Raw genomic sequence first — 18670 nt, 5'->3', positions numbered from 1 at the left:
TGCGCACGGCGGATCAGACAGTTGTGCTTGATATGCCGTTCTGCCGGGCCGGCGGCATCCCCGCCGATGGGAGCACTACCCCCCCTCAAATATCCCCGACCACGGACGGGGTGAAAAAAGAGCAGGTCAGGGTTTCAAGAAATAACAGACGTCTGTTGCGTCACCCCCGAAAAACTGTGGCCGGTACCCACCGCGACAGGGCAGCGCCACCACAGCCGGGACGGTGCAACGGATACGGCACCAGGCCCTTGGATCTGGTGGGGGATCGCCGCCCAGGGGCCTGGGGTGTGGGGTCGGCCGCTGCGGGAATCTTTTTTCCACACGTTTCCCTTCCGCCGTTGCTGCCGGGAACTATCCGCGGCGGGTGGAGCGGGCAATGAAAAAACCGGCCCCCGCCCGGTATGTGGTGGCGCAGGCCGGTCGATGGCGGGGGCAGGGGAGGGCGGATTGTCTGTGCCCTCCCGGTTTTCGCCCGCCGGTGCCGTTAGCCGGCGGTGGTGTCGTGGTCGCCGTCTTTGTAGCGGGCATGGGCGACCATGTCGTCCCATTCGACGATCTTGTGGCGTTCGCGGCCTTCTTTTTCGCCGAGGGCTTTTTCGGCCGCATCCAGGCGGTGCCAGCCGGCCCAGGAAGTGAAATCGATGTTCTTTTCGCGCAAAAAGTCGATGATGGCGTCCTGCTCCGGGTGCTCGGCAGGGGTCAGCGCGCCGGAGGTCCAGTCGCCGATGAGCATCTCGGTGGTTTCCTTGGCATCGGATTTGGTGTTGCCGATCAGCCCCACCGGGCCGCGCTTGATCCAGCCGGTGCAGTACAGGCCGGCAATCGGGGCGCCGGTGTCCGGATCCAGCACATGGCCGCCGTCGTTGGGGATCACATTGCGGGTGCTGTCGAAGGGCACGCCGTCAATGGGATCGGACTTGTAGCCGACCGCCCGGTAGACCGCCTGGACCGGCCATTCGGTGAACTTGCCGGTGCCGGTGACCTGGCCGGTGCCGGTGAGTTCCTGGCGTTCGGTTTTAAGACCGGTCACATGGCCGTCCTCGCCGAGGATTTCCACCGGGGATTCAAGGAAGTGGATGTAGAGCTTGTGCGGGGCGTCGGTGCGGTCGGCCATGGCGTAGCCTTCCAGCACCTGACAGACCAGATCCGTGGTCTTGGAATTTCTGCGGGCCTTTTCGCCGGCCTCGTCGTAGATGATGTCTTCCGGGTCGACAATGACCTCGATGGTCGGTGAGTGGGAGAGCTCTTTCAGCTCCAGGGGGGTGAACTTCGCCTGTGCCGGGCCGCGGCGGCCGAAGACGTGCACTTCCGTGGCCTGATTTTTCTTCAGGCTGGCGTAGACATTGTCCGGGATTTCGGTCACATGCAGTTCGTCCCCGGTTTTCGCCAGCACCCGGGCGATATCCAGGGCCACGTTACCGACACCGATGACCGCGACTTTCTCGGCCGACAAATCCCAGTCCCGCTGGAAATTGGGGTTGCCGTCGTAGAAGCCGACGAATTCACCGGCACCGCGGTGCTCGGGAAGATCGGCGCCGGGGATATCCAGATCCCGGTCGCCGTAGGCGCCGGTGGAAAACACGATCGCGTCGTAGAACGGCGCCAGTTCCTCCACGGTGACATCCCGGCCGACAGCCACATTGCCGATGAAACGCAGCTCCGGTTTTTCCATCACCTTGTGCAGGCTCATCACAATGCCCTTGATGCGCGGATGGTCCGGGGCCACCCCGTAACGGATCAGCCCGAAGGGGGCGGGCATCATCTCGAACAGATCAATGGCCACATCCTGGCCGGATTTCATCAGCAGATCGGAGGCGTAAATACCGGCGGGGCCGGAACCGACAACAGCGACGCGTAAAGGACGGGACATGGTTTTGTTCAACAACTTCCTGACAAGGTGGCCTTCGGGGCGGGCGGGCACGGGTGCCGGCCCGCGGGCCGGCGGCCACGGTGGGTTTTCTTCTTTATCGGTAACAGTGGCGGGCGCAGGGTGGTGAAACAACCACGGTGCACCCGCCCACACACTGTAGCCGGTGGGTGCGGTCAACCGGGTGGGGGTCCGGTGACCGGGGCACTGTCCCCGCTACCCCGGGTGGGTGGATCACCGGTTGCCGGGGCCCGGGCTGCCCCGGTTGCGGTGTCTGCGGGACAGTGGTGCCGACCGCCCATCCGGTGCGGGAAGTGACAGTGCGCCACCGCTGATCCAACCCCGCGCCGGGGTGGCGGATGCACGGCACATGCAGCGGTAACGGGACCTGCCGCGGGCCGGGTGGGGTGCCGGCGATACGGGGGGCGGTCTGTGTTCAGTCCGTCAGCCCGGTAGGCTTATGGCATGTTTCACACCGGCCCGCGGGCTATGTCCGCGGCCACGTGTGCTTCCAGCCGTGGCCGGTGGCCCGGCCGCTGCTTTTCCCGCGGGTAAGTTGTTCACGGGACCCGGGTGTGTGCCGCCCCGGTCGTGTGCGCCGCGGGGGACACACACAAGCCGCATACATTCGTTTTTACCGAGAGGACTCATTTTCGTGACCGACAAAGCCAGTAAATCCGTGCTGATTTCCACCGTGGGCCAGGCCCCCGGTGCGGTGGATTACACCGATATCGCGACTGCTCTCGGGCTTGCCTGCAAACCGGTGGTCACCGGCGAACCCGAACTGGCCGCCGTGGTGGGCAGCGAGCCGCTGGCTGACGGTCCCGCCCTGCTGATCGGTACCGGCAACACCGAATTCGATGCCAAAGCCGCCGCCACCCTGGGGGTTGCTCTGCTGCTGGTGTCCGACCATGCGGGACTGCATGTGGATATGGCCGCCGTCCAGGCCACCGCCTACGGGGCGGTGGTGGCGGGCCAGCTGGTCGGTGACGAGATTGATGCCCGGCATCTCAAAGAAGCCGTCGACCACTGCAGCGGTGTTGCGCCGGTCATGGGCCCGGAGGCTTTTGAGCACTGGCTGATCGGCAAAGCCAGGGAGAAGAAAACCCGCATCGTGCTGCCCGAGGGCGACGATGACCGGATCCTCGAGGCCGCCGATATTCTGCTGAAAAAAGATGTCTGCGATCTGATTATTCTCGGTGACCCGGAGACCATGACCGCCCGCGCGGCACAGCTGGGGCTGGATATTACGAAAGCGACCCTGGACGACCCGGCCAAATCAGCGCATGCGGACGATTTCGCGGAAACCTTTGCCGAACTGCGCAAAAACAAGGGCGTCACCCTTGAGCAGGCCCGCGACACGATGCAGGACATCTCCTATTTCGCGACGATGATGATCTACAAGGGCCTGGCCGACGGCATGGTCTCCGGTGCCGCGCACACCACCGCCCACACCATCAAGCCGTCGTTCCAGATCATCAAAACCAAGCCCGGTGTGTCGACGGTGTCGTCGATTTTCCTCATGGTGCTGCCCGGCAAACTGTGGGCCTTCGGCGACTGTGCCGTCAACCCCAACCCGACAGCGGAGCAGCTCGGCGAGATTGCCGCCGTGTCCGCTGAGACCGCAGCCCAGTTCGGTATCGATCCGAAGGTGGCGCTGTTGAGCTACTCGACCGGCACCTCCGGGCACGGCCCCGATGTTGACCGTGCGGCACAGGCGGTTGACAGGGCACGCGAGATCAACCCCGACCTGGTGGTTGACGGCCCGCTGCAGTTTGATGCGGCCGTCGATGAGGGCGTGGCGGCAAAGAAGATGCCGGAATCTGATGTGGCCGGTCACGCCACCGTCCTGATCTTCCCTGACCTGGAAGCCGGCAACATCACCTACAAAGCCGTGCAGCGGACCTCCGGGGCGCTGGCTGTCGGCCCGATTCTGCAGGGGCTGAAAAAACCGGTCAACGATCTTTCCCGCGGCGCGACCGTCCCCGACATCGTCAACACCGTGGCCATCACCGCCATTCAGGCGCAGGGCGAGTAGCACCCGCCGGCCGAGACTTCACCCGCAGCTTTTTTGACAACGACAACGAAACAGGCACCACCCATGGCACTTGCACTGGTCTTAAACTCCGGATCCTCCTCCATCAAATTCCAGCTGGTGGATCCGAAAAAACACGCCACCGACGAACCTTTCGCCGTCGGCCTGGTCGAACAGATCGGGGAGGAGGAAGGCACCGTCACCCTGACCTATGACGGTGAAAAACACCAGGTCCATGCCCCGATTCCCGACCACATGGTCGGCCTGGACATGGCCTTCAAACTGATGCACGACAAAGGCTGCGGTCCAGAAGACCTGGACATCACCGCAGTCGGCCACCGGGTGGTGCACGGCGGTATTTTGTTCTCCCAGCCGGAGATCATCACCGATGAAATCCTCGGCATGGTCAAAGACCTCATTCCGCTGGCCCCGCTGCACAACCCGGCCAATATTTCCGGTATCGAAGTCGCCCGCCAGATGCTGCCCGATGTGCCGCATGTGGCCGTGTTCGACACCGGTTTCTTCCACTCCATGCCCCCGGCCGCGGCCCTGTACGCCATCAACGCCGAAGTGGCGGCCACCCACGGTATCCGCCGCTACGGTTTCCACGGCACCAGCCACGAGTATGTCTCCCAGCATGTCCCGGAGATGCTCGGCAAACCGGCCGAAATGGTTAACCAGATCACCCTTCACCTGGGCAATGGTGCCTCGGCGACCGCCATCCGCGGCGGCAAAGCGGTCGACACCTCCATGGGCATGACCCCGCTGGCCGGTCTTGCCATGGGGACCCGCTCCGGTGACATCGATCCCGGTATCGTCTTCCACCTGCACCGCTCGGCCGGTATGTCCATCGACCAGATCGACCATCTGCTCAACCGGGATTCCGGTGTCAAAGGTATCTCCGGGGTCAATGATTTCCGGCAGCTGTCGAAACTGATCGAGGAAGACGACCAGGACGCCTGGCTGGCCTACAACGTCTACATTCACCAGCTGCGCCGCTACATCGGCTCCTACATGTTCGCCCTCGGCCGGGTGGATGCGATCACCTTCACCGCCGGTGTCGGGGAAAACGCCGCCAATGTCCGCGAGGACGCCCTGGCCGATCTGGAGTACTACGGCATCAAGATCGACAAAGACAAAAACAACCGCCGTGACAAGGGCGCACGGGAAATCTCCACCGACGACTCGCAGGTGAAGGTGTTTGTGATCCCCACCAACGAGGAACTGGCGATCGCCCGCTACGCGGTCACACTCGCCGCCGCCAACTCCTGACGCACCCGCTGGAGGAGAAAGAAAAACATATCTTCTGTTCCCCGGCCGCCACCTGGCTGCGTGCCGCCCGCACGCAGCCGGTGGCGGCTTTTTTTACAGGCTGTATGTGTCTTGCCCCGCGCCTTGTCGTGGTGCCATCCCGCCGCAGCCAGTAGGGTGTGACACACAATGCACCAGGGATCATGGGACAACCTGCGGCGCACCGGTGCCGGATAAAACACAGGGGAAGGAAAAGGTGGTGGCAATGGGTTTTTCACCCACACCGGCGCGTCCGCGCCGCGCGGGGGCGCTCGTGGCGGCAGGACTGCTGCTGGCACAGCTGGCTGCGCCACCAGCGGCGGCAAGCCCGGAGTCGGTGGCCGGCCGGGTCGGGCCGCTAACTGACCACGCGTTGGCCGGGGCTGTCGACGGGGCCGCCGAATCGGGGCTGCTGGGGGCCACGGCGCCGATTCCCGATCTGGGTCAGGCGGGAATGCTTGTCGGCATCATCAGTGATCTTCCGCCGGTCTTTGTCCGGGTTGTGGCGATGGCTTTTCCCGGCCCCCGGATGATCACCGCCGTGGAGACGACCCCTTTTGAAGGCGGCACCCGTTATCTGATCACTCCCGCCGCCACGGTTGCCGGACTGCCTGCCGCAGCGCGTTTCGCCGCCTGGGCGCAGGCGCTGGATATGGGGGTGCCCGACACCCCGAGCCTGCGGCACCAGTTCTACTGCCATTTCGATGCCCGGGGATTGATCGGCAACAAAAAGACCTGGAATATCGAATCCACCCGCCCCGACCGCGGTATGGAGGGCTTCTACCGTCACTGGTGCAACTAGCACACACCCCCTTCACCGCAGTGCGGCCCGTCACCGGCCCGCCCCCGGCAGGTGGTGTCCGCCCTGACGGGCGGCTCTACCATGGACACCATGGAGACAGGCAGCCTGAAAGAAACGGCGCAGGGCGCACTCGAGCAACTGACCGGCAGCAGTGACGCCAGATTCCGTCCCGGCCAGTACGAGGCCATTGAAGCGCTGGTGCACGGGCACAAAAGGGTGCTTGTTGTCCAGCGCACCGGCTGGGGTAAATCGGCGGTCTATTTTGTGGCCGCCTCACTGATCCGGATGGGGTTGTCGACCCCCGCGGCCGACGGTTCCCGGCGCACCGGGCCGACACTGATCATCAGCCCGCTGCTGTCGCTGATGCGCGACCAGGTGCAGGCCGCGGAACGTGCGGGGGTGACGGCGGTGACCATCAACTCGTCGAATGCGCAGGATTTCGACAGCATCCGGCAACAAATCGCCGACGACTGGGTCGATGTGGTGCTCATCAGCCCGGAGCGCCTGAGCAATCCGCGTTTCAAGCAGGAAGTGCTCGATGATCTGGTCTCCCGCATCGGGTTGATCGTGGTCGATGAGGCGCACTGCATCAGCGACTGGGGACATGATTTCCGCCCCGACTACCGGCGAATCTCCAGCCTGCTGTCCGCCCTTCCGGACGATCTTCCGGTACTGGCGACCACCGCAACAGCCAATACCCGCGTCACCGACGATGTGGCCGCCCAATTGGGCCGGGACACCCTGGTGCTGCGCGGCCCGCTGTCGCGGCAATCATTGCGCCTGGGGGTGGAAAAAACCATGCCCGCCGACAAACGGCTCGGCTGGCTGGCCGCCCACCTGAATGATTTCACCGGCTCCGGGATCATCTACTGTCTGACCGTCTCCGCGGCCACCGACACAGCCCGCTACCTGTCCAGCTGCGGCTACAACACCCGTGCCTACACCGGTGGAACCGACCCCGACGACCGCCGGCAGATGGAACAGGCATTGAAAAACAACGAGGTCAAAGCACTGGTTGCGACCTCGGCGCTGGGGATGGGCTTTGACAAGCCGGATTTGGGTTTCGTCGTCCACCTGGGCGCACCATCCAGTGCAGTGGCCTACTACCAGCAGGTCGGCCGCGCGGGACGGGCCACCGACACCGCTGATGTTCTGCTTCTTCCCGGCAGGGAAGACGAACGGATCTGGCACTATTTCGCCACGGCCTCCATGCCGGACGAAGACGATGCGCAGGCGATCCTGACTGCCCTGAAAGCCACGGAAGCCACCGGCAGCCCGCTGTCGGTTCCCGCCCTGGAACCACTGGTGACCGTCAAACGCTCCCGCCTGCAGCTGATGCTGAAAACACTGCAGGTCGACGGGGCGGTGGAGAAAGTCCGCGGCGGCTGGATCTCCACCGGCCGGCCCTGGAGCTATGACGCCGAGCGCTACGCCACGGTCGCGCAAGCCAGGAAAGACGAAGCCGATGCGATGCTCGCCTACCAGGACACAAACGGCTGCCGGATGAAGTTTCTGGCCCGCCAGCTCGACGATGACACCGCCGGTGACTGCGGCCGCTGCGACAACTGTGCCGGGCGCTGGTGGGATGAGACAATCCCCGACGACCAGACGGCCCGGGCCGCCACCGCCATTGGCGGGGTGGGGCTGCCGATTGAGCCGCGGAAAATGTGGCCCAGCGGGTTGCAAAGCATCGGCATTGATCTGGCCGGAAAAATCCCCGACAGTGACCGGGCCGCCGAAGGCCGGGCGGTGGCCCGCTTCACCGACTTGGGTGCCGGGCAAACAATCCGCGATTTCCTCGACCCCGCCCAGCCGGACCAGCCGGTTCCCACCGCTATCGCCAACCTGTGCATCAAGGTGATGGCCGACTGGTCGGCAACCTGGCCGCAGCGGCCGGAAACAGTGGTCACCATCGGCGGCACCGCCCGCCCGATCACCGTCGACAGTGTGGGCCGGGGGTTGGCGGCAGTGGGCAAACTGTCTTTCGCCGGTGAGCTTGAACGCATCCGGGATACCGGGCCGGAAGAAGTCAACAGCGCCTACCGGGTGAAAAACCTCTCCGGGGCATTCCGCGCCGATGACAGCCTGGCCGCAGCCATCCGCGGTCGGGTGGTGCTGCTGGTGGCCGCGACCACCGCAAGCGGCTGGGAACTGACTGTGGCGGCACAGGTTCTGCGCCGCGCCGGGGCGGCGGCAGTCATGCCGCTGTGCCTCGGGGTGAAACGCTAGGAAGAAAAACCACACCCGCCACGGGCACCGGAGGTGGGGCGGGGAAAACACCACCGAAGAAATCCCGGGTCCGGTGAACAGGAGATGGAAAGTGGAGAGCACTTTCCCTGTCACCGGACCCGGGATGGTGGCCGGGACAGCCGCGAAAGGACGATCTTGTGGGGGAGGTTCCTTTCTTTTTTCCGATTCCAATAATGAAGTGAAAAATACGGCTGCCCCGGCACGTTCCGCGGCTGTGGTGGCCCCCTCGCCCGTCACAGCCGAAGCCCGTGGAAAAAACACTGTGGAATTGTTCTTCTCCGGCCCCGGCGGATGGCCGCACGCCACAGGATCCCCCAGTGGCACGCCCACCCGATGGTGGCCAGTTATCGAACACCAGATAATCGCGAGATTAAAAAAAAGGAGTTCGATTATTGCCGTGCCACCACACTGTCCCCACCACCGCGCCCACGGATGGCTGCCCGTGGCCGGTTGCGGGGGATCAGGGATGCGCCCATCATTCACCGACTGGCCGTGGTGAGCGGTGTTTGCCCCCACAAGCCGCCTGACTGGCATTATCGAGCGGATTTGAGGCTGACCTTCCCGCTTCCCCGGCCGATGTTTCAGGCGGTGCATTTGGGTTGGTGTCCCGTCCCCTGTGCCGGTGGCACGGTGACCAAACTAGCGGCCGGACACCTTGTTTGGGAACGAAACTAAAATGTGAGAAAGCTGCACAGACTACGGTGGTGTATTCGAACACCGCGCGGCAGGCAGGGGGCTATTACTGCGAAAACACAAGTCTGTAACTCCGAAAGGGGGTAGCTGAGAGGAGCCTGAACGGGGGTGGGGTATGTGCCCTAAGTAAAGGGGGTAAAGTATTATGTGGTGTGACCAATTCCGGGGTGCTGCGGTCCTGTCGCGGCCGTGCCGGCACCATGGTTCGCCCGGTTTTTTCAAGCACCGGGGTTTCCGGCGGGTGTGGGCTGCCGCCTTGTCGAGTTGGCGGCGAGGGTGACTGCGGCGACAAGTCCCAGGGCCAGAAATGCCGTGCACACCGCAAGCGCCCACCCGGTGGCACCGGCGTAGCCGGTGCTGAGCGCGTCAATGAGTCTGCCGGTTTGTTCTTCCGCCATGCCGGGAAACGTGTGCCCGCTGCGCAGCAGCGTAAGGGCACCGCCGGCCGACTGCTCCACGGCACGGGTGACCGGTGTGAGGTGGTCCGGATCAAACCCCGCCTGTTCCAGGCCGCCGGCAAGGCTGTCGGGCAGATGTGCCTGCAGCGCCGCTCCGGAAACCGCGGCACCAACAGCCGAGCCGATCTGCCGGATGGTCGACTGGGTGGCCGACCCTTGCCCGGAAGCGGCCTTCGGAACATCGCTGAGCACGGTCGATGTCAACTGTGCCGAGGCCAGTCCCAGGCCAAGACCATAGATGACCAGCAGTGCACTGATCAGCCAGAGGCTGCCGGATAAACCGATGGTCAACGCCAGGACCACACATCCGGTGACCTCCAGGGCCAGCCCGATGACCACCACCACCGGGGCGGAGGTTCTGGCTGCCAGGTGCCGGGCCGAGGCCCCGGAGAAAAACGCCCCCAGCGCCATGGCGGCCAGCACCCAACCGGACTGCATCACCGACAGGCCGGCAGAGCCGACGAGAAACAGCGGCAGCAGGAACACAATGCCGAATTCGCCGACAGCCACCGCGAAAGCCGCGATATTTCCCCAGGTGAAGGTGGGGATGGTGAACAGTTCCAGCTCCAGGATCGCATCACGCCGGTTGTTTTTCCGGTGGATCTCCCAGGCGATGAACAGTGCCAGCGCCCCGGCCCCGATCACCAGCGCCAGGCCCGCCGCAGAGACCTCCGCCTGCTCCGGCCAGCTGTGGCCGAGGAAACTGAGCGGCTGGATCGGCGTCCACCACCCGATTGCCGGTCCCTCGATAATGCCGAAGACCAGCGCGCCGAAACCGATGGCCGACAACAGTGTGCCGTCGACATCGATTCCCCGCCGGTTATTCGATCCCCGGGTGGGGCAGACCCACACCACCGCACCGACCAGAACCACCGCGGCCAGGGGAAGGTTCACCCAGAAAATCCACCGCCAGCCAAACGATGAGGTCAACCAGCCGCCCAACAGCGGGCCGACGGCGGCCGCACCGGACATCACCGCCCCCCACACCCCGAAAGCCGCAGCCCGGTCGCCGCCGCGGAATGTGGCGTTGACCGTCGACAGGGTGGCGGGCAGGATCATCGCCCCGCCGACACCCTGCACCACGCGGGCGGATACGAGGTGCTCCACCCCGGATGATCTGGCTGCCAGAACGGAGCCGGCAGCAAAAACAACGATTCCGGCAAGGAAAAACCCGCGGCGTCCGTAGCGGTCGGCCAACCGGCCCATGGTCAGGAGAAGGGCCGCGAAAACCACCGAATACAGGGCATTGACCCATTGGGCGTCGGTGATCGACAGCGACATCTCCGCCATGATCGTCGGCAGGGCCACTCCGACGATGGTGCCGTCGATGACGATCATTGCCAGCCCCAGGGCCAGCACAACCAGCCCGTACCAGCGGGTGGCCGGGCTCTGCCCGGCAGCGGCGGTGGACGAATCTGAAGCCGTGCGGGGACTGCGGGTGCGGGTGATTGCGGGTGACATGGCGGTCACGCTCTCCTTGGGTGATGTGCGGGAAAGGTGGGGAAAGAAAAATCTCCCGCCGGTTCAGGCGCACCGGCCGTTTTCAACGGGGACAACAGCGTTGCGCCACACTCAAGAGTAGGAGTTGAACTGGGAAAACAACATAAACGGAAACGTTGATTTCTATCGTCGTCGAAGTGTTTGTGTCGGTGGCAGCCGAAAGTTTCATCTCCCCCGTGCTGGCGGGGACACGCCGCCCGTTGGGGTGTATGTGTTTTGCCCGTGATCGCCGCAGCCGCCCCCGCCTGCCGTGTGGGAGTGTTTTTTCGGGGCGGGTGGTTTCCGGGACAGTGCCCCGGGTGACGGCGGGGGAGGCTGGAGGTGTGTTAGAACCAGGTGGCGGGGCGGACCGAATTGGCCATATCCACCAGCGCGTAGCGGTGGCGGGGGAAGGGCGCATTGCGGGCCAGGGCGCGCAGCGCATCGGCCAAACCCAACCGCAGGCCCCGCTGGGTGAAGGGGAAGCCGAACAGATCATTGACGCTGGCGGCGGCATCCAGATTGGTGGCCCGCAGCCAGTTCAGTCCGGCGACAATAACCGCGATTTTGATCTGCAGCAGGCGGGGTTCGTTGGTCGGTATTTCCTCCAGGCGGCGGGCCGCCCGCCGGATTCTGGATTCGCTCAGACTGATCGGCGGCCCGGTGACCAGATGCACGATGGTGGTCAGTTTCGCCATCCGGTGGTGCCGGGAGGCCTGCGGGACTTTGTCGAGCGCCTGGACGGCCAGTTCCACCTGTTTTTCGGCCATCAGCTGCCGGGACAGCCCGAATGCCGACGATACGGTGGTCGGGTTGGTCGCCCACACCAAACCGTAGAGCCGCAGTGAATGAAACCGCAGGGCAATCGGGTCATCGGTTAAGTGGGTCCAGCGTTCCCCCAGGATTTCCTGGGTGCGGGCGTCGATGCCGTCGAGGGTGGTGCCCGGCTTGTTCGATGCCCGGGTGTTGGCTTCACCCAACAGGGCGGTGTCTTTCATGCCCAGCTGCTGCAGCCGCAGCTCATCGACGGCGGCCAGTGCCAGTTTCGGGGCCGCCTCCCCGGGAAGAATGTTGAGCACATTGTTGAAATGGTTCTGGCAGGCGGAGAAATCCTCCAGCAGAAGGCTGGTCACCCCCGAATACCACTGGTGGCGCCAGTCGCTGCCGAGGGTGGGTTCCAGCGATTTCAGCCAGGTTTTTGCTTCCGCGGTAAAACCCAGATCCAGCAGGGCGCGCACCACGCCCAGCGGGATTTCGGCACTGGTGGCGTATTCCTCGGAATGCATCGCCTCCCGCATGGTTTCCAGGGCCTCGGACGGCTCCGCGTAGGAGGAACCCGACAGCAGTGAGGCGCCCACATCGGTGCGGTCGATCAGGGGCACCGGCAGCGCCGCCACCACCTCGGGTGAGGTGATTTTCACCTGGCGTTCAATACCGTCGATCAGCTGGTCGGTGCGGAAGACCTTGTGTTTGGTGCCGTAGGTTGTGCGCTGCGGGGAAAACAGGGAATGCTGGGCGGGAAACTGTTTTCCGTCACGGACGGCCAGTACTTCCCGCAGCACCCCGTACAGCTGGGTGGTCAGCTCCCGGATATCGCGGAAACGCAAATCCGGATCCGGGTTGGTGGCGCGCAGCAGCAGCCGGTAGAAACTCAGATGCTCCCGCAGCAGCGGCATCTCGGTTGGCAGCGGCAGGCCCGGCTTGTACACCCCGTCTTCGACCGGCATCGGCACTGTCAGTACCGCCAGTGTCCGGCCGATGGAATAGATGTCGCTGGCAACCGATGGGCCCATGGTGGCTATTTCGGGTGCCTGGAACCCCTTGGTGCCGTAGATGTGCCCGAAAGCCCCGATGCCGGAGACCGCCCCCAGATCAATGAGTTTGACCTGGTCTTCGCTGACAATGATGTTGTCGGGTTTGAAATCGTTGTAGACCACCCCGCGGGCGTGCAGGTAGTCGATGGCGGGCAGCACTTCCAGCAGATAGCCGATGGCGAGAGTGACATCCAGCACATTGTCGGGTTGCCGGCGGCGGCGGTCTTTCAGCGACGGGCCTCCGACATATTCCATGACGATGAACTCGGCCTCGAGTTTCGGGTCGTCGATGAAGTTGAAGATTTTCACGATCCCCGGATGGGTGATGTCGGCCAGAAATTCCCGTTCGGCTTCGGCGATCGCCCGGGAGTGTTTCGAATCCCCGGTCAGCATGCCTTTGAGAACCACCCACCGGCCGGAGACATTGCGGTCTTTGGCCAGGTAAATCCAGCCCATGCCGCCGTGGGCGATGACCCCCGCAACCTCGTACTGGCCGGCAATGACATCGCCTTTGTGCAGGGTTGGTGGGCTGACCCCTTTATCGATGGCGCCTTGCGGATCAATGACCGCGGCCACCGGATCGGAGAGTTGGATAAACGGCAGCTGCACCATGCCGTCGGCGATGAAACGCCCCTCCCGGCCGCCGGTGCGGCGGGATTTGAAGGTGGTCAGCGCCTCCCGCCGGGAGCGTTCCCCGGCATCCTGTTCCGGCCCCGCCGCCGGGTCGGTGGCCACCAGGGCGGCTGTTCCCGCCAGCCCGTCGTCGCGCAAATCCTCCAGATTGTCCAGCAGCGCCCGGATGTCGGTGGCCCCGGTGTCGTCATCGTCGTCGAAGGGGTTAAACGGCACGGCCTCGGTGTGGATGTCCTCGCTCACCGCCGGTCACCTCCTGTGGGTTGGGTCTTACCTGGGGCGGGGTGACGGTAGTTCAGCGGCGGCGGGCCGACGGTCTGCTGGTAGGGGGCCAGCCACCGGTTGAACATCTGCCACCAGGTGCCGTCGCTGCGGATCCGTTCAATGGTGGAGTTGACCTGCATGATCACACCGACGGTGTCCACCAGCCTGGTGGGTGGGGCCACCGCGACCGCATAGTAGCCGTCCGCCAGGGTGGGGCCGGTGATTTTGGTATAGGGGTCCTGGGCGGCGATACCTGACAGCACGGTGTCATCGGTCATCACCGCATCGGCCTGCGCCTGCTGCAGCGCCACCAGACAGTCCGCCCAGTTTTTCACTTTCAGAATCCGCGAATTGTAGGCCACCGCCCGGGCCAGCTGCAGGGAGGTCGAGCCTTCGGCCACACACACTGTTTTCCCCGTGAGATCGTCAATGGTGGTGATGTGGTTTTTCTCCACCGACAGCAGCCGGGTGCGGGCCATGAAATAGGGGGTGGAAAAAAGCACTTCCTGCTCCCGCTGCGGGGTGACGGTCATGGTGCGCACCACAATATCGACCCGCCCCTCTTTCAGGGCGGCCACCCGGTCGGTGGAATCGACGAAACGGAACTCGATGTGGCCGGGTTCGCCGAAAATATCCTCCGCGATGGCTTCGGCCACATCGATTTCGAAACCGGCCAGCTGCCCGGTGGAGGGATCACGGAAACTGAGCAGATGCTGCGACTGGTCCACCCCGACGATCAACCGTCCGCGGGCGAAAATGTGCGGCACCCGCTCGGCCGGGCTGCGCCCGTCCAGCGCCGCCGAGCCGCTGCCCGGGCCCAAGGCCTCGGGCATGGGGGAGGGGTGCCCGCTGGCCGGTTCAAAATGCGCGCCGGGCGGCAGCGGCACCGATCCGGTGGCTGCCGGGGCGGTCCATTGCGGCAGCGGATCGGTGCCGGTGGCCCGGTGGCAGCCGCAGGCGGAGGCCGCAAGCGCCAGCGCGCACACTGCCGCGGCCAGGCGGCGGGCAGCGGCCGGGGGGAAGCGGTGGTCCATCACAGATACTCCTGCAACCGGCGCCGCATGCCCAAGGCCACGGCGATCATCGCCAGCAGTGACAGCACCATCACCACCGCCGACAGCAGCCGGGTGGCCGCCAGCCCGGTGTTCAGGTGCGCCCGCATCACGGTGCGGGCGTGGGTGATCAGGCCCGCCAGGTTGGCGTCCAGGCTGTCGAAGGCGTCCACCGCCGAAGGCACGGGTTGGGGTGGTGTTTGTGCCGGTGACGGTGTCTCGGTGTGTGTCCGGTCGGCTGCGGGCGGCTCGCCGGTACCCAGGGCAATGGCGGAGGCCCGGTCGAATTCGCCGTTTTTTTCCGCCGCGGTGAATAAGTCGTGGGCGGTGCGCCACCGGGCGACATCGTTTTTGGCCCGCTGGATTTCTTCCCTCAACTGGTGGTTGTCGGCTGCCGCCTGGCGGCTGTACTGGTCCAGCGCATTGTTGATCAGGGTGGTCGCGTCGGTGAATTCGCGTTCCGCGTTGTTTGTTTTCTGCCGCCGCACCAGGGCCAGGGTTTCGGCGGTGCGGGTCTGCTGGGCGACAATGCGGGCCTCTGTCAGGGAGGCCAACGGGGTGGCGGCCTCCTCGAAGCTGCGGGTGCCGGAATACCACATGGCGAAACTCGCCCCGCAGGTCCACATCAGGGCCACCAGCATCACCACGGTGGCGGCCACAAAACCCTTGTTCAGCCGCCGCCGGGTGCGCCACCACAACCAGATTTGGGCGGCCACAAGCATCAGCAGGGCAGCCACCAGCCCGGAGATCGGCACCCACTGCGGGCGGGTGAGTATGTCCTGCTGACGGGTCACCTGTGCCGATGTGTGGTCGAACAGTTGTGCCGCGGCCGGCAAAATGGTGTCCCGCATCACATGGGATGCTTCGGCAAGATACGCCGACCCGACGGGGTTTCCGGCCCGGTTGTTCGCCCGGGCGGTTTCCACCAGCCCGGCATAGACGGGCAGCTCCTGCTGCACCGTGACAATGATGCCGATGGCTTGTTCATCGCCGCCGGAAATACCGGCCGCGGCCTCAGTGGCCGACAGGGTGGCCCGCTGAATGGCCTGCATGTAGCGCTCCCGGGTGGCGGCATCCTCAATACCGGCCTGGGCGAACCCGGTGGTGGCGGTGGTGTCGGCCATCGACAGGGAGGTGTAGAGATTGTGGGCGGCAAAAGCCACCGGCTCCGTGTTGGTGATCAGCTGCGTGAGTTTGTCCTGCCGGGTCGCCGAGGACTGTGACAGGGAAAAACCGGCCGCCCCGATGGCCACGATCAACACCAATGTGATCAGGGTCATCACCCCCGGGGACGTGGCCGCAAACGTCACCATCCGCCGGGTGTAGGCCAGCGGCTGGGCGAAGGTTTCTTTGGCCACCGCCCACGCCGGGTGGCGGCCCGCCACCTGCCGTGGCTGGCGGTGGCCGTCCAGCCACCGGTCGTCGCCGACGTTTTTTCCGGCCGCTGCCGCCCCAGGCGGCGGCCCGGGATTGTCCCCGCCGCGTGTGCTCGCCCCTGTGCCGGTCATTGCCCCAGAATACCGCAGCAGACACCGGCTTCAACCGGCCGGCACGCCCGGCTGGTGCCGGCGCCCACCCGCCCGGCCCACCGGTTGAGCTGCTGTGGCAGACTTTCGTGGTGGGAGTGGTTTTTGCCTCCTGTGCGGTGGAAAAACGGGTGTCTTCAAAGAGGTGGGCTGTGACAGGTGGCGGCAACGGCTGGTCGGCCGGACCCGACGGAACCAGGCGCTGGGGGCGTTTCGGCGCCGCCGGGCTGCTGCTGGTGGCCGACCCGGATGACGGCGACACCGCGGCGACCGTGCTGCTGCAGCATCGGGCGGCCTGGACCGCTGACGGTGATACCTGGGGGATTCCCGGCGGGGCGCTGGAAGAAAACGAAAACGCGGTGGAGGCCGCGCTGCGGGAAACAGAGGAAGAAACCGGGATATCCCCGGCAGATGTCTCGGTGCACCGGGCGGTGACCACCGCAGGTCCCTTCCCGAAAGACCCCCACCGCCCGGAGCTGGCCGGCGGGTGGACCTACACCGTGGTGTTGGCCACCTGCCCCGGCCGCTTGGATGTGGTGTGCAACAACGAATCAACCGCCCTGGAGTGGGTGGAAATCGAGGATGTGGCCGGAAAAAATCTGCTGCCCGCTTTCGCCGACAGCTGGCCGCGGTTGAAAGCACTCATCGGATACGACCCCTCCACCGGCGGCCGGTAGTCAAACTCCCGGAAAAAAGGGGGCATCCCGCGGGCACCGTGGTGGTGGACGGTACAGGTGTGCCAGACTGTGGGCATGATTGAAGTGACCGGTTTAACCAAGCGCTTCGGTGATGTCACTGCCGTGGACGATCTGACATTTACTGTCCGTCCCGGCAAAGTCACCGGGTTCCTCGGGCCCAATGGTGCAGGCAAATCCACCACCATGCGGATGATCCTCGGGCTGGACAGGCCCACCCGGGGGCAGGCCACCGTCAACGGCAAGCCCTACACCACCCTGAAAAACCCGCTGACCACTGTGGGGAGCCTGCTGGACGCCAATTCGCGCCACCCCAACAGGTCGGCGCGCAACCGCCTGAAATGGATTGCCCAATCCAACGGCATTGCCGTCAAAAGAGTCGACGAGGTGCTCCACCTGGTGGGCTTGACTGAGGTGGGCAAGAAAAAAGCCGGCGGGTTTTCCCTCGGCATGGGCCAGCGCCTGGGACTGGCCGCAGCCCTGTTGGGGGATCCGGAAATCCTGATCCTCGACGAACCGGTCAACGGCCTGGATCCGGAGGGCATCGTCTGGGTGCGCACCCTGCTGAAAACACTGGCGGCCGAGGGCCGGACGGTGTTCGTCTCCTCCCACCTGCTCAGCGAGATGGCGCACACCGCCGACCATCTGATTGTCATCGGCCGCGGCAAACTGATCGCCGACGCGCCGGTGAACGAATTCATCAAACATTCGGCGAAATCGTCGGCGCATGTGCGCACCCCGGAGCCGCTGGCACTGACCGAGGCCTTGAACGGGCAGAACATCAGCTTCACCGCCGAGAAAGACCCGGAGGGCCGGGAGGTGTTCGTCATCCCCGGTGCCACCACCGACCGTATCGGCCAGCTGGCCCACACCAACAGCATTCCGCTGGCTGAACTGACCGAACACACCGCTTCCCTGGAGCAGGCGTTTATGGAATCGACCGGCGATAAAGCCCAGTACCAGGCGGCGTTCACCGGCATGAAGGACATGCCCGCAGTCGAGGAGGACAAGCAGTGATGCTCAACCAGATCAAAGCCGAGTGGACGAAACTGGTCACCACCAAAGCCGTGTGGTGGACCACCTTCATTTTCCTGCTGCTGTCGATCGGCATGTCGGCGATCGCCGCCCTGTCGGCGAAACTGGGTGCCCGGGATGCCGGTGTGGATGCCGGTTTCCTCACCCCGGACATGGCGCTCAACGGGCTGTTCGCCCTGGGGCTGCCGGTGTTGATGATTCAGGCCGCCATGGTGTTCACCAGTGAATACCGGCACAATATTGCGTCGATGACTTTTTCCGCCAACCCGCACCGCACGCAGGTGATTGTGGCGAAATGGCTGCTCTACGGGGTCATTGCCACGGTGCTGACCTTTGTTGCGGTCATCGGCGCCTACTGGGTCGGCATCCAGATCGCCAGCGGTGCGGCGGATTCGTCGATGGTGTTCAGCTTCTCCGACGACACCGCCCGGCGGCTGATGTGGGTCTACCCGCTGTATGCCTTCACCCTGGTGACTTTGACCATTGGGGTGGCGCTGCTGATCCGGCAGACCGCCGGGGTGGTCTCTTTGATGCTGATCTGGTTCATCGCCCTGGAAGCGGTGATCGGCATGCTGTGGACCCTGGGCGAAAAAGTGGTGCGGTTTTTACCCTTCACCAACTTCAACGCCTTTATGCGGGAAACCGATGTCGCGGGTTCCCCGTTGAGCTGGCAGCAGTCACTGTGGCTGTATCTGGCATGGGTGGCCGCCATCTTCATCATCGGCACCGTGGTGGCCAACCGCCGCGACGTGTAAGGCGCGAAAAAGCCACCGCAGG

General features: G+C 64.7%; 12 protein-coding genes. 7 read left to right on the top strand and 5 right to left on the bottom strand.

The features are described from left to right. Positions 1–484: 484 nt before the first annotated feature. Positions 485–1870, bottom strand: coding sequence for an FAD-dependent oxidoreductase (locus JZY06_RS11115; protein ID WP_207279625.1), 1386 nt, complete (start codon positions 1868–1870; stop codon positions 485–487). Between the two features lie 652 nt (positions 1871–2522). On the opposite strand from JZY06_RS11115, the gene pta reads away from it, so the two are divergent. The 4 genes from pta to JZY06_RS11095 all read left to right on the top strand — a co-directional run bounded on the left by pta (position 2523) and on the right by JZY06_RS11095 (position 8223). Next, the gene (gene pta, locus JZY06_RS11110; RefSeq protein WP_377769058.1) at positions 2523–3905 is read left to right on the top strand and encodes a phosphate acetyltransferase; all 1383 of its coding nucleotides are present in this window, start codon (positions 2523–2525) and stop codon (positions 3903–3905) included. A gap of 63 nt (positions 3906–3968) precedes the next feature. Continuing rightward, a complete protein-coding gene (locus tag JZY06_RS11105) occupies positions 3969–5174 on the top strand; it encodes an acetate kinase (RefSeq protein ID WP_207279623.1) in 1206 nt (401 codons plus the stop codon). Between the two features lie 244 nt (positions 5175–5418). Further along, positions 5419–5994, top strand: coding sequence for a DUF2599 domain-containing protein (locus JZY06_RS11100; RefSeq protein ID WP_207279622.1), 576 nt, complete (start codon positions 5419–5421; stop codon positions 5992–5994). 90 nt (positions 5995–6084) lie between these two features. Then, on the top strand, positions 6085–8223 hold the full coding sequence (locus tag JZY06_RS11095; RefSeq protein WP_242516955.1) for a RecQ family ATP-dependent DNA helicase: 2139 nt from the start codon (positions 6085–6087) through the stop codon (positions 8221–8223). A gap of 932 nt (positions 8224–9155) precedes the next feature. On the opposite strand, the gene JZY06_RS11090 is transcribed toward JZY06_RS11095, so the two are convergent. The 4 genes from JZY06_RS11090 to JZY06_RS11075 form a co-directional block, all read right to left on the bottom strand. Continuing rightward, complete coding sequence (locus tag JZY06_RS11090; RefSeq protein ID WP_207279620.1) at positions 9156–10856, bottom strand: MFS transporter; 1701 nt, start codon at positions 10854–10856, stop codon at positions 9156–9158. A 365-nt stretch (positions 10857–11221) separates the two neighbouring features. Next, the gene (locus tag JZY06_RS11085; protein ID WP_207279619.1) at positions 11222–13564 is read right to left on the bottom strand and encodes a serine/threonine protein kinase; all 2343 of its coding nucleotides are present in this window, start codon (positions 13562–13564) and stop codon (positions 11222–11224) included. Next, a complete protein-coding gene (locus JZY06_RS11080; RefSeq protein ID WP_207279618.1) occupies positions 13561–14619 on the bottom strand; it encodes a glutamate ABC transporter substrate-binding protein in 1059 nt (352 codons plus the stop codon). Before JZY06_RS11080 ends, JZY06_RS11085 begins: the two co-directional genes overlap by 4 nt. Next, the gene (locus JZY06_RS11075; RefSeq protein WP_207279617.1) at positions 14619–16145 is read right to left on the bottom strand and encodes a hypothetical protein; all 1527 of its coding nucleotides are present in this window, start codon (positions 16143–16145) and stop codon (positions 14619–14621) included. Before JZY06_RS11075 ends, JZY06_RS11080 begins: the two co-directional genes overlap by 1 nt. A 170-nt stretch (positions 16146–16315) precedes the next feature. Here JZY06_RS11075 and JZY06_RS11070 point away from each other — a divergent pair, with 170 nt between their 5' ends. The 3 genes from JZY06_RS11070 to JZY06_RS11060 all read left to right on the top strand — a co-directional run bounded on the left by JZY06_RS11070 (position 16316) and on the right by JZY06_RS11060 (position 18648). Next, a complete protein-coding gene (locus JZY06_RS11070; RefSeq protein WP_207279616.1) occupies positions 16316–16840 on the top strand; it encodes an NUDIX domain-containing protein in 525 nt (174 codons plus the stop codon). Positions 16841–16915: 75 nt separating this feature from the next. Then, positions 16916–17875 (top strand): ABC transporter ATP-binding protein, encoded by a 960-nt coding sequence (locus JZY06_RS11065; RefSeq protein WP_207279615.1) that lies wholly within the window; start codon positions 16916–16918, stop codon positions 17873–17875. Then, positions 17875–18648, top strand: coding sequence for a multidrug ABC transporter permease (locus JZY06_RS11060; protein ID WP_207279614.1), 774 nt, complete (start codon positions 17875–17877; stop codon positions 18646–18648). Before JZY06_RS11065 ends, JZY06_RS11060 begins: the two co-directional genes overlap by 1 nt. Positions 18649–18670 lie beyond the last annotated feature (22 nt).

The organism is Corynebacterium mendelii, assembly GCF_017307055.1.
GTDB lineage: Bacteria > Actinomycetota > Actinomycetes > Mycobacteriales > Mycobacteriaceae > Corynebacterium > Corynebacterium mendelii.
Note: the sequence above shows the minus strand (reverse complement) of the source record. Positions and strands in the feature narration are given on the sequence as shown.